The sequence below is a fragment of the Shewanella putrefaciens genome (assembly GCF_016406305.1).
GTDB lineage: Bacteria > Pseudomonadota > Gammaproteobacteria > Enterobacterales > Shewanellaceae > Shewanella > Shewanella putrefaciens_C.
This window is the reverse complement of record NZ_CP066369.1, coordinates 161,234-172,738: the sequence shown is the minus strand read 5'-3', so window position 1 is coordinate 172,738 and position 11,505 is coordinate 161,234. Positions and strand designations below refer to the sequence as shown.

Below are 11,505 nucleotides of genomic sequence, written 5' to 3'. Positions count from 1 at the left end.
TTAGGAAATTGCTATGAACTATTGCTTTGACGCTACTCACATATTTACTCAAGATGACGGCTACATGGTTATGATTGGTTTTGCCGATGATGAACTTGAACCAACTAAATTCGTCATACTTCAAAAAGCACATGAGTATGATGACCAAGACAAAAAAATGGGTATGGACAAGATACACATTCAGGTTGCAGATGAGTCTAGGTCAAAATATGGTGGCATTAATGCTGTAACTATTGTTGAAGGAGTTATAAGAGTGTCGTTGTCTGAAGACACTAAGTTTGCGTTATCTATAGATGGCGATATAGAAGCAGCAGTATCACGGGAACATCCTGCTTTTGAAGAGGTGAAATCACAGTTAAAGAAAATATGTGAGGAGGAGCAGATAGCTTTTTCTGAATGAGGTAAACAATAAAGAGATAGGACAAGCATAACTCTTTTTCTAATCAGCCCCATCTTCATGGGGCTTTTTATTGCCCAAGACTAGGCGATTTGACCAGCAGCCTGAGCAGTCGTGACCAGTAGAAGTGGGCAGCCTTTAACAGCCGTGTGCTCAACTTGGTGCAGCGCCGCCATAGTGGCGGCACTGGCGTAATTGAGCGTTTCTACTGTTCATGAGTGATCAGTTCTACTGCTGTGGAGTGATCAAGCTGCTGTTAGCGTTGCCTCTTCGAAGTTATGCTGGTTATAAATCCCTTACTACGACATCATCAAACTGTCAGATCGTGTATGAGTCACTGCATATCCATAATTTTCAATTCGCCATTTTAGGAGTGTTGATAATATCCTTCAAATATTGTGACAATTTTTCCAACGCTTCCCTTCGCTCATCGAAATAATCATGCTTGCTTATAAATACCCTCCTCTTTTTAGTTGATATTTTAAGCAATTTTCTGTGGTGATAAAGGCACCACATTTTCAATCATTAGCGTTTCGAGCTTCTCACCCCAAGCTTGCAAAACTGATAATTGCTCCTGCAAATAATCGTGGTGATTATAGACTCGCAGCATCCCAGGAAGCTGATGACCAACCGTCTTTTCAATTGCCACTATGTCTAGTCCCATTTCACTGCATCGACTGATAAAAGTACGGCGCAAGTCATGAGGCGAGAAATGTTCAAGATTTGACGGCAGGTTACGTTTGATATGAGAGCGAATCGCAGAGGGCTCTTGTACTTTATCTAAGCCAACCTGAGGCCATACCAATTTCCAATGACTAGGGACACTCTCACGTTGCTCTAGCAGCTGTTTAACGAGGTAGTCGCTTAGTGGTAATTGGCGACTATCTTGGCTCTTCGTGTGCCGATCTTCTGAACTCGCAGGCAGCAGCCAAAGCTGCTTATCAAAATCAATTTCACTCCAGCGCATTTCAAGTACGGTACTGATCCTTTGTCCACACCCAAGTAAGAAATTTAATAGTCGAATATTGGCAGCATCAGTTCGCCAAGAAGGCAAACTTGTTAGCAATATTTTCAGCTCGGAGAAACTCAGATTTCGCCTTGTGATTTTCGTCCCACCACCCACATCTCTTGCCCTCAATAACGGAGCAGGATGCGTATCGACCATATTCAACGCTAAGGCATGCTTGATAACCTGATTGATGATCTTGTGACACACCCCTATAGCGCCAGCCATCCTCCGACCATTTTTATCCACCTTAGCATCAAACACTTTATTGAGATCATTCATTCTCAAATCAGCTAATTTAATGTTGCCAAGATACGGCTTTATGTCGCGTAAATAGATGGCTCTTGCCTGAGAACCCCGCAATTGCTTTGATAGTTGCTTCTCATCAAAACTCACAAAAGCATTATCAAATGTTTTCGCTTCCTCTTGCTCGCGATGCTCTCTTAACAATTCTTGCTTAGGATTTTTGTTATTTTCTAGCCAGCTACGGAAACGCCCCGCCTCTTTTCTAGCCTGCTCTAATGTCATCCCGGTTTCGGGTCTCGACTTGTCGTATCGGCCCATTGAGATTTTTTCGTGCTTCTTACCAACTTGAAATCGAAATACCCAAGTCATAGTGCCAGTTGGGCGGACGCGGATGTTGAGCCCCTCAATTTTTTTATCTGGGATTAGGTACTCTTTATCTTGCGGACTCAATGCTTGTAATGTGGCATTGCTGCTAATTCGCTTTGTGGTCATGAGTAAACCTCAACAATTCTGGGTACGGCTTGGGGTACGGCGACGGGTGAGTTTTCATTGTATCCCCAGAGATAACTATGGACAACAATAAAAATAAAATCATATAAAATCAATTTGATAAATGACGACGTTGGACTTGTGTGGACACCAGTAGATTAGAAATCCTTTACACAGATCACATGGAAACAGGTGTGCTGCTAGAGCGTCGTTAGAGATAGCTTTCTCAGCTGTACACATAAAAACATAAGGAGCCTATGGCTCCTTATGTTTTTTCAGCTAAATCAAATCGAAACTAACGATGTTCAACCTTATGTTGCAATGCTTCTGCGCCCTTAGCGACCATACGCAATTGCATGACCAGTTGATCGGCAAGCACTTTTCTATCGGCACGCTTCATATCCAGTGCCGATGCGCCAGCATTGAATACTAAGGTCACTAATGCCTCGGCCTGCGCCCTCGCCAACATAGGTGTACGCCCTGCGGTGGCCTCAGTGTAATGGGCCAGCTCAGAGATAAAATGCTCAATCTCACGGGCCACAGCCGCACGGAAAGCCGCCGAAGTGCCAGAACGCTCGTGCAACAAAATTCGAAACACATTGGGATTAGAATCAAGTACTTCCATAAAAGTATCGACGGAAATACGGATAACACTCCCACCTGCTTCGGCTCGCTGACGGCCCTTGCGCATCATTTGTCTTAGGGTGAGCCCGCCCTCGTCCACCATAGTCAGACCGAGTTCGTTCATATCCTTAAAATGACGATAGAAGGATGTTGGTGCAATATTGGCTTCCCTTGCCACTTCCCGCAAACTCAGACTCGAGAAACTGCGCTCAGCACTCAACTGATTAAAAGCAGCATCAACCAATGCCCTACGAGTTTTCTCTTTTTGCTGTGCACGAATACCCATTCTCAAATCCGCTAACTGAATGTAATAGCGCGATAATACCGCTTTTAAGCATTAAACACAGCCCCATCGACCTTGACCAAACAATATTGCTAGGCTAAATTAGCTTACAGTTGTACGCTCAAATGCGGATATTGGAAACTTATAATGAAAAAACCCCCTATCATCTGGCTTAATGTCAGTTTGTTTACTGTGACCTTCCTTAGCGCGGTCATACTTGTCCCTTGGCGCGGTATCGTGCACGGTTATGGTGCCAGCGAATGGATTGCCTTTATTGTGTTAGCCTTTGCCAGTGGTTTATCCATCACGGCGGGTTACCACAGACTTTGGTCACATAAGGCCTATAAAGCCCACCCCGCAATCCGCTTTCTTTATGCCCTTGGTGGCGCTTTAGCATTACAAAATAGTGCATTACATTGGGCATCTGATCACCGAGTTCACCATAAGCATGTCGACGATAACGACAAGGATCCCTACTCGGCTAAGATGGGTTTTTGGTACAGCCATATTGGTTGGATGTTGCGTGAATACCAGGCGCAGCGTTACCACGATTATCAAAACGTGCGCGATTTACAGAATGACCGTATCGTCATGTGGCAGCACAAGCATTATTTGGCACTTGTACTATTGATGAACATTGGTTTACCCGCATTTTTGGGTTGGCTCAATGGGGACATAGTTTCAATGCTGTTGATGGCTGGCCTATTGCGCTTAGTGGTAGTGCACCACTGTACTTTCTTTATTAATTCACTCGCCCATGTTTGGGGTAGCCAACCCTACACGGATAAAAATACTGCACGGGATAATGGTTTCCTCGCCATGTTGACCTACGGTGAGGGTTATCATAATTTCCATCATATTTTCGAAAATGACTATCGTAATGGCATTAAATGGTGGCACTACGATCCAACCAAATGGTTGATCAAGGCGCTGTCGTGGATGGGGCTAGCTAAAGATTTGCGCACTAGCCCACAGGAACGCATTGAAAGTGCACGCCTACAGATGCAATTACTTCGTACCAAAAACAAAGTAGTTCACTTACCTAATGCCGATGAAATCATTGAAAAAATACAAATTGAGTACGAGCTGCTGAAGGAGCATTTGCTTGACTATTATCAAGCGAAAAAGACCCTATTAGAAGCAAAGCGCAAGCAGCTTGTCGATCAACAATTACTTCTGCAGGTTGAAGAACTCAAATCCCGCTTTTTAATCCAACAGAAGAACTGGAAGAGCTTAACGGCAAGTTATAGCTAAACCACAATTCTGCGCGAAAGTCTTACGGCCACCTTGCATGGTGGCCGTATCTGATTATGATGATGCCTCAATCAATTTTTACAGGATGTTGAGCTCATGTCTGCTCCTTCGCTAACACTCTTAGAAAACATTAAACTCACAGAATATAGCCATGGCGCTGGTTGCGGCTGCAAAATATCTCCAAAAGTGTTGACGACTATTCTTGCCTCACAGCTTCCCGTTTTTACCGATCCCAACCTATTGGTTGGCAATCAAAGCCGTGACGATGCCGCCGTTTACAAGCTCAATGACGACATTGGCATCATTAGCACGACAGATTTCTTTATGCCCATAGTGGATGATCCCTTCACCTTTGGCAGGATAGCCGCAACTAATGCCATCAGCGATATCTATGCTATGGGCGGCACCCCTATGATGGCCATTGCGATTCTAGGTTGGCCGATTAATAAACTCCCGGCAGAAATTGCCCAGCAAGTCGTCGATGGTGGTCGCCAAGCCTGTATGGAGGCGGGGATCATGCTAGCGGGAGGCCATAGTATTGATGCACCCGAGCCTATTTTTGGTTTAGCTGTGACGGGGCAAATAGCCTTAAGTGATTTAAAACAGAACGATACCGCCAAGGCGGGTGATCGTCTGTATCTAACTAAGCCGATAGGCATTGGCATTTTAACCACGGCACAAAAACAAAAAAAACTCCAAGATGAAGATAGCCTGATCGCAGTCAATGCTATGTGCCAACTTAATACTATCGGTGCCGCTATCTCAAAAATTCATGGTGTTAACGCCCTCACCGATGTCACAGGTTTTGGCCTTGCGGGACACTTACTCGAAATGTGCCAAGGCGCTAAGCTTGCGGCTAAACTCAGATTCGATGCGGTTCCGCTATTACCACGCGCTTTAGATTACTTAGCCTTAGGTTGTATTCCTGGTGGCACACAGCGCAATTTTGACAGCTACGGCGAGCACTTACCCACACTAACCGATCACCAAAAAGCCATATTGTGCGACCCACAAACCAGTGGTGGGCTATTGGTCGCCGTGTCGAAGGAAGCCGAGGCCGAACTTGTGGCCCTACTAGAAGCGAATCACATTCCGCCTATCTGTATCGGTAGCCTTGAGGAACCCACATCCAATGCTGGCGTGGTTTTGTGTTAATGCAATCTTTGATAGTGCCCACGTCACAGTACCGTGAAATATTCCTAAACCAGCAGCCACTGATGGATGTTAGGGCGCCTATTGAATTCAGTCGTGGCGCCTTTCCAAACTCGACTAACCGACCCTTAATGCTCGACAGTGAAAGGGAAAAAGTCGGCACTTGCTATAAACAATTTGGTCAGCAAGCAGCGATTGAATTAGGTCATTCCCTAGTGAATGGCCCCATCAAGCAGCAAAGAATCGAGGCTTGGTTACATTATTTCAACGCCAACCCTAATGCCTATCTTTATTGTTTCCGTGGGGGGCTACGCTCACAGCTTACTCAGCAATGGTTAAAGGACGCAGGCCTAGAGGTGCCTTACATTCAGGGCGGTTATAAAGCCATGCGCCAGTATTTAATTGGTGTAATTGAAACGGCCCCCAGCCTGCAACCTCTGCTGAGCTTGAGTGGAATGACTGGTTGCGGTAAAACCGATTTTCTACTTGAACGTAAAGAAGCCGTGGACCTTGAAGGTATCGCCAACCATAGGGGATCCAGTTTTGGCAAAAATATTGATCCACAGCCGACACAAATCAACTTTGAAAACCAACTCGCAATCGCATTGCTACACCATCAGGCCAGTGATGCCGCATGTTTGTTACTCGAAGATGAGAGCTTCCTGATCGGCCGTTCAGCGTTGCCACAGACCTTTTACACCGCCATGCAAACCGCCGACGTTCTGGTATTAGAGGAGGCGGACGACATCAGACTGCAACGGTTACTCAATGAATATGTGCATAAAATGCATAGTGGATTCTGTGATCGCTTAGGCGCCGAAGCGGGATTCGCCGCCTTTAGCCAGTATCTGTTACAGAGTTTAGTGAGTATTCGTAAGCGCTTAGGGGGTAAACAGCATCAAGAACTACAGGAGATGATGCAGCGGGCATTAACCCAGCAACTCCACCAAAATGACACTTCACTGCATTTAGCATGGATAGCAGTGTTGCTGCACAAATATTACGACCCAATGTACGAATACCAGTTACAAAAGAAATCCGAACGGATCCTCTTTAGGGGCACACATCAGGCCATGCATGAATGGTTGGATAACTATCGGTTGTCCCAATAAAAAAGTCAGCATAAAAAGATAACCGCAAACTTTATTGCGGTTATCATTCTCTACAGCATTAATCACTTACGCCCTATCGAGTAAGCCCGCCACTTGGGCTCTTAAGCTGTCTTTATTCACGTCTTTGCCATCAATAGCATCTGTTAAACACACACTCACCTTTGACCAAAAACGCTTTGGCATAGTGGTTAGTGCATGTCCATCCTTGTGACTAAAGTAAGAGCCCCACAATCCATGCAGTGCCATAGGGATCACTGGGACGGGATCTCTGGCGAGGATTTTATCGATTCCGGGACGGAATTCACCTAATTCACCGTCGGGGGTTAAACGCCCTTCAGGAAAAATACACACTAATTCATCATTTATCAGCGCTTCGTGGATGGTCTCAAACGCTTGGTTATAGGTGGTTTCACTCTGTCTAGGGGAGCAGATAGGGATCACCCCAGCGTGGCGGAATAGATATTTCAGCAGAGGGATCTCGCTGATAGATTTATCCATCACAAAACGAATAGGCCGAGTCGATGCCCCCATAATAATCAATGCATCCACATAACTCACATGGTTACAGATAATGATACCAGCACCTTCCTTCGGAATTTTCTCGCGGCCTGTGACAGTCACGCGATACATCACATGGCTAAGTAAGTAACTGATAAATCGCTGGGTAAATTCTGGCACTTGCGAATACACATACAGGGCGACCACAAAATTCATCACTGCTAGCAGTAAAAATAGCTGTGGAATACTCCAACCCATCATCCCAAGCAGCAACATAGACAATAGCGCCGAAGCCACCATAAATAGGGAATTCATAATGTTATTCGCGGCAATGGCCTGGGCGCATTCGCCCTTGGTCGCACGGGATTGAATGAAGGCATACAAGGGCACGATAAATAGACCACCGCTGACACCTATCATAAAAAAGTCCAGCATCACCCGATAATGCTGCGACTCGGCAATAAAACTTGTTACCCCGTAAACCAAACTGGTATCGGTGGGCGCCGGTGGAATAGCCCAAAGTAAGTCCACCCCAAAGAGCGTTAATCCCAGCACCCCAAAGGGCAATAGACCTAATTCCACATGGCCAAAGGAGAAGCGCTCACAAACAAAGGAGCCCACAGCAATGCCGATAGAAAACAACCCCAGCAGTAAGGACACCACAGTTGCACCTGAGTGCAAGTGCAGCTTGGCAAAGTTGGGGAACTGCGTTAGATAGGTTGCACCTAAAAACCAAAACCAACTGATCGCCAGAATCGCCATCCAAATTGAAGGGGTCTGACGGGCTTTTTTGATGCTGCGCCAAGTCCCCGATAAGGGCCTAAAGCGTATTTTCTCTATGACTCCCTGCGGCGGTAATGCGGGTATGGCTCGGCTAGATAAATACCCAGCTAATGCCAGTACGGCAACGGTAATGGCCGACCATAGGGTTGCATTGGTCCCCGAAACCAGAATGCCTGCACTCAGTGTACCCACTAAAATCGAGAGAAAAGTGCCCATTTCAACCCAAGCATTGCCTGTCACTAACTCATCTTCTTTCAAGGCTTGGGGCAGCAGGGAATACTTAACAGGGCCAAAGTAGGCAGATTGGCTCCCTGTTAAAAACAGCAGTAATAACATCATCATATAATTTTCGCTAACAATAGCGAGGGCGGCACTAAACATGATAATGACTTCAAGCAGTTTTAAACGGCGGATAAGTTTTGCCTTGTCCATATTATCGGCGACTACACCCGCATGGGCCGAAAACAGGAAAAACGGCAGAATAAAAACCCCAGCGGCTAGATTGACAAACATATCGACACTGATAGGTAAGTCTTTGACTTGGCTAAAGGTCACTAGCAGCAACAACACATTCTTATAGATATTGTCATTCAGCGCGCCAAGACACTGAGTCGCAAAATAAGGCAAAAAGCGTTTTGTTAATAGCATGATAGCTCCCTCTGATAACCCATTCCCTGTAAATAAGCCTGCACATGGCTTTCGAGCAAATCCCGTAGAGATAGCGTTTGGGCGAAGAGTTTATTATCCAGCGATAACATTGTCAGCCCATGGATCCCGCCCCACAGCACGCGGCTCATGCTCAAATGGCGCTCCGCTGCCATCTCGGGGAATAACTGCGCCACTTCCTGTTCAATTAGCGAAAACAATCTCGCAATCCACTGTCCTTGGGATTCTGGCAGCGGCTCAGAATCGAGCAATTGCAACTCAAATACTAGCTTGAAACATTGGCGCTGCTCGTGGGCAAACAGACTATACTCCGATGCCATTGCAATGATTTTACCGACACCACTGGCAACACTAACCGCTGCTAGCCTCCCGTGTAAGGCATGCAGCGTCGCCTCTGAAACCGCCAAAAGCAAGTAGTTATAACTGCCAAAGATGTTAATTAAGGTACTGGGCACATAGCCAATTTGGCTGGCCACTTTACGCAAACTTAGCCCGACAACCCCCTGCTCTGTCAGCAACTCGGTTGCAGCTTGTATTGCCATAGCGCGAATTTCATCATGGCTATGTTCTTTACGTCTCGCCATCAATATCACTCCCTGTTAGATAGCAAGAGACTAACAGCGGCACAAATAAAAAACAATGTTCAAAATAAGATTATTTTGCATACAGTAATGGATAAATAGTGTGGGATCTTATTGAAGAGGATGGATAAAGACGAGATAAAGACAGGCATCCAAATTCCGATTCACTCAGGAAACAGAATGGGGCTGCGGAATAAAACGATCAAAACGGCATAAAAACGGCGTGTTCAGTCAGCACGCCGGCGACGATTTTAATTCAAAGGTGACTTTTTATTGGGATCACTTTTGCTTCAAAGAGAAGAGCGAGCATTAAGGCTTACGATAGACCATCACGACTCTATCGGCTCCCGCGCCAAAATAATCCGCTTCAAATGCGGAATCGACAAAACCTAAGTGTCGATATAGGCCGTGGGCAGGATTCGTTGGGTCAACCGTTAGCTGCACCCGCTGCACAGGGCCTGGCAGTTGGGCCAAACATTGCTGTATCAAACGCTTACCCACTCCTTGGCCTCGGGTCTGCTCACTCACTGCGACGGATAAAATCCACATACATTCAGGATCGCCACTCTGGGCGCAGAGCAAATAACCTTGCACACTGTTATCTTTATCCACAGCAACTAAAAATTGCTCTGGCCAACAATCAAATCCTTGGCGGAAGAAAAAATCGGGATAGCTATGTTCGCCAAAAATGGCCTGCTCAAGCTGATAAACCGCCAATAACTCTGACTTTAATACCGGACGTATAGACTGCATTCGAAATTTATTCACCAATTAAGATCTTATCCCACTCTAAATTCGGGGCACCCACCACAATAAAATTAGGATTTTCTAGGGTGTCTCGCTCGTTGTAGGTCAAGGGCTGCAACTCAGTATCCATTAACTGGCCACCCGCCTCCTCGACAATAATTTGCGCCGCTCCCGTATCCCATTCCCCCGTTGGCCCGACGCGCACGTAGCAATCGGCTCGCCCTTCGGCGACGAGGCAACTCTTCAAGGCCGCACCGCCCATCACCACCAGCTCACAATGTTTAGGGTGATTAAAGAGCGTTAAAACCGATTGTGGATCCTGACGGCGACTCACAGCCAATCTTAGTGAGACCTTTTCACGGTGCTCAATTTGACGACTACAAATACGCACTTCCTGTTTATCCGTGCGTTTATAGGCACCTAATCCCGCGATTGCGTAATAACACACCTGCGTCATTGGCACATAGACCACGCCCATCACTGGGCGGTTATGCTCCACCAGCGCAATAATCACCGAGAAATCACCGCTGCCAGCAATAAACTCACCCGTGCCATCGAGTGGATCGACAAGCCAGTAGCGCTTCCATTCCCCTCGCACCGCCAAGGGAATATCGGCGGCTTCCTCGGATAACACAGGAATATCGGGCGTAAGGGCGGTCAATCGATCACAAATGATTTTATTGGCAGCCAGATCCGCAGAGGTCACTGGGGTATTATCCGACTTAGTTTCCCGCTCAAAGTTGCCCTTTAGGTAAATATCTCGGATGGTACGGCCTGCATCCGTTGCAATCGCAATCACCTCATCGATCAACTCTTCTGGCTTCATAACAACTCCAATCGCAAACTTCGCGAATGTTTTGCAAGCATTCTGGCTTTGAACGCTTAAAAGGAAAAAGATTATTTAAGTTGTAAATACTTTTGCGCTAAAAACAACGCGCTGACACTACGGGACTCAGAAAAATCAGCATTATCGAGCAAAGCTTCCCAATCGGCTAATTCCCAAGGCACCACTTCGATAGGTTCTGGTTCATCCCCTTCGAGGCGGCTTTCATACAGATCTTCGGCAAGGAAAATCTGCATCTTACTGGAAAAATAACCTGGGGCGAGGCTAAGTTCTTTAAGCAAAGTGAGCTTATTGGCACCAAAGCCGATTTCTTCCTGCAACTCACGGTTAGCGGCATCAATGGCAAGCTCCCCGGGATCGATAAGACCTTTTGGAAAACCAAGCTCATAACAATCTGTTCCTGCAGCATATTCTCTCGCCAGCAGTATTTGACCTTGATGAATAGGCACTATCATCACAGCTCCACGACTGCCACCTTTCATACGTTCGTACTGACGTTCAACACCGTTAGAAAACTTAAGATGTACCTGCTCGATTTGGAACAATCGACTCCTAGCGACAACTTCGGTATGCAAGATTTCCGGCTTTTTCTGCCGCTGCGACATAACTGCCTCTGGATAAAAATAGCGATAAACTAAATAAGATAAGTGACAATCTTACTATCCTGTCTTTAATCTACAACCTGAATTTATGATGTGTTGCAAAAGATAAGCGGCATTTTTTTGCGGTAGAACTCACAAACCAAGCTAGGCCTAAGTGAATGGGCTTATCCTTTTTCTAAAAAAACGGGGGATTTTGATAGCTAAAACGGGCAAAAGCCAGT

The 11,505-nt window shown here is 46.1% G+C and carries 11 protein-coding genes; 4 read left to right on the top strand and 7 right to left on the bottom strand.

Translation table 11 applies throughout. From position 1 onward, the window contains the following. The first annotated feature begins 13 nt into the window (after nt 1-13). On the top strand, nt 14-400 hold the full coding sequence (locus JFT56_RS00725; protein WP_198781890.1) for an Imm10 family immunity protein: 387 nt from the start codon (nt 14-16) through the stop codon (nt 398-400). 478 nt (nt 401-878) lie between these two features. On the opposite strand, the gene JFT56_RS00720 is transcribed toward JFT56_RS00725, so the two are convergent. Beyond that, nucleotides 879-2,141: a tyrosine-type recombinase/integrase gene (locus tag JFT56_RS00720; protein ID WP_198781889.1), complete on the bottom strand. Its 1,263-nt coding sequence runs from the start codon at nt 2,139-2,141 to the stop codon at nt 879-881. Between the two features lie 292 nt (nt 2,142-2,433). Beyond that, nucleotides 2,434-3,048: an HTH-type transcriptional repressor FabR gene (fabR, locus tag JFT56_RS00715; protein WP_011070594.1), complete on the bottom strand. Its 615-nt coding sequence runs from the start codon at nt 3,046-3,048 to the stop codon at nt 2,434-2,436. A gap of 144 nt (nt 3,049-3,192) precedes the next feature. Here fabR and JFT56_RS00710 point away from each other — a divergent pair, with 144 nt between their 5' ends. The 3 genes from JFT56_RS00710 (at nt 3,193) to mnmH (ending at nt 6,563) form a co-directional block, all read left to right on the top strand. Continuing rightward, a complete protein-coding gene (locus JFT56_RS00710) occupies nt 3,193-4,299 on the top strand; it encodes an acyl-CoA desaturase (RefSeq protein ID WP_198781888.1) in 1,107 nt (368 codons plus the stop codon). A 96-nt stretch (nt 4,300-4,395) separates the two neighbouring features. Beyond that, a complete protein-coding gene (gene selD, locus JFT56_RS00705; RefSeq protein WP_198781887.1) occupies nt 4,396-5,454 on the top strand; it encodes a selenide, water dikinase SelD in 1,059 nt (352 codons plus the stop codon). Then, on the top strand, nt 5,454-6,563 hold the full coding sequence (gene mnmH, locus JFT56_RS00700) for a tRNA 2-selenouridine(34) synthase MnmH (protein ID WP_198781886.1): 1,110 nt from the start codon (nt 5,454-5,456) through the stop codon (nt 6,561-6,563). The genes selD and mnmH overlap by 1 nt, the downstream gene beginning before the upstream one ends. 66 nt (nt 6,564-6,629) lie before the next feature. On the opposite strand, the gene JFT56_RS00695 is transcribed toward mnmH, so the two are convergent. From JFT56_RS00695 to nudE, 5 genes are all read right to left on the bottom strand, one after another. Continuing rightward, nucleotides 6,630-8,492 (bottom strand): MFS transporter, encoded by a 1,863-nt coding sequence (locus tag JFT56_RS00695; protein WP_198781885.1) that lies wholly within the window; start codon nt 8,490-8,492, stop codon nt 6,630-6,632. Continuing rightward, complete coding sequence (locus tag JFT56_RS00690; protein ID WP_198781884.1) at nt 8,483-9,094, bottom strand: TetR/AcrR family transcriptional regulator; 612 nt, start codon at nt 9,092-9,094, stop codon at nt 8,483-8,485. Before JFT56_RS00690 ends, JFT56_RS00695 begins: the two co-directional genes overlap by 10 nt. A 306-nt stretch (nt 9,095-9,400) precedes the next feature. Next, entirely contained in the window at nt 9,401-9,844 is a 444-nt protein-coding gene (locus JFT56_RS00685) for a GNAT family N-acetyltransferase (RefSeq protein ID WP_198781883.1), read from the bottom strand. 7 nt (nt 9,845-9,851) lie between these two features. Further along, entirely contained in the window at nt 9,852-10,664 is an 813-nt protein-coding gene (gene cysQ / locus JFT56_RS00680) for a 3'(2'),5'-bisphosphate nucleotidase CysQ (RefSeq protein WP_198781882.1), read from the bottom strand. A 71-nt stretch (nt 10,665-10,735) separates the two neighbouring features. After that, the gene (gene nudE, locus JFT56_RS00675; RefSeq protein ID WP_198781881.1) at nt 10,736-11,287 is read right to left on the bottom strand and encodes an ADP compounds hydrolase NudE; all 552 of its coding nucleotides are present in this window, start codon (nt 11,285-11,287) and stop codon (nt 10,736-10,738) included. Between the last annotated feature and the right edge of the window lie 218 nt (nt 11,288-11,505).

Excerpts from the sequence above, each read along its gene's own strand:
- cysQ (WP_198781882.1), bottom strand. The coding sequence starts at position 10,664 with ATGAAGCCAGAAGAGTTGATCGATGAGGTGATTGCGATTGCAACGGAT.
- JFT56_RS00695 (WP_198781885.1), bottom strand. The coding sequence starts at position 8,492 with ATGCTATTAACAAAACGCTTTTTGCCTTATTTTGCGACTCAGTGTCTT.
- JFT56_RS00690 (WP_198781884.1), bottom strand. The coding sequence starts at position 9,094 with ATGGCGAGACGTAAAGAACATAGCCATGATGAAATTCGCGCTATGGCA.
- selD (WP_198781887.1), top strand. The coding sequence starts at position 4,396 with ATGTCTGCTCCTTCGCTAACACTCTTAGAAAACATTAAACTCACAGAA.
- JFT56_RS00725 (WP_198781890.1), top strand. The coding sequence starts at position 14 with ATGAACTATTGCTTTGACGCTACTCACATATTTACTCAAGATGACGGC.
- mnmH (WP_198781886.1), top strand. The coding sequence starts at position 5,454 with ATGCAATCTTTGATAGTGCCCACGTCACAGTACCGTGAAATATTCCTA.
- nudE (WP_198781881.1), bottom strand. The coding sequence starts at position 11,287 with ATGTCGCAGCGGCAGAAAAAGCCGGAAATCTTGCATACCGAAGTTGTC.
- JFT56_RS00710 (WP_198781888.1), top strand. The coding sequence starts at position 3,193 with ATGAAAAAACCCCCTATCATCTGGCTTAATGTCAGTTTGTTTACTGTG.
- fabR (WP_011070594.1), bottom strand. The coding sequence starts at position 3,048 with ATGGGTATTCGTGCACAGCAAAAAGAGAAAACTCGTAGGGCATTGGTT.
- JFT56_RS00720 (WP_198781889.1), bottom strand. The coding sequence starts at position 2,141 with ATGACCACAAAGCGAATTAGCAGCAATGCCACATTACAAGCATTGAGT.
- JFT56_RS00685 (WP_198781883.1), bottom strand. The coding sequence starts at position 9,844 with ATGCAGTCTATACGTCCGGTATTAAAGTCAGAGTTATTGGCGGTTTAT.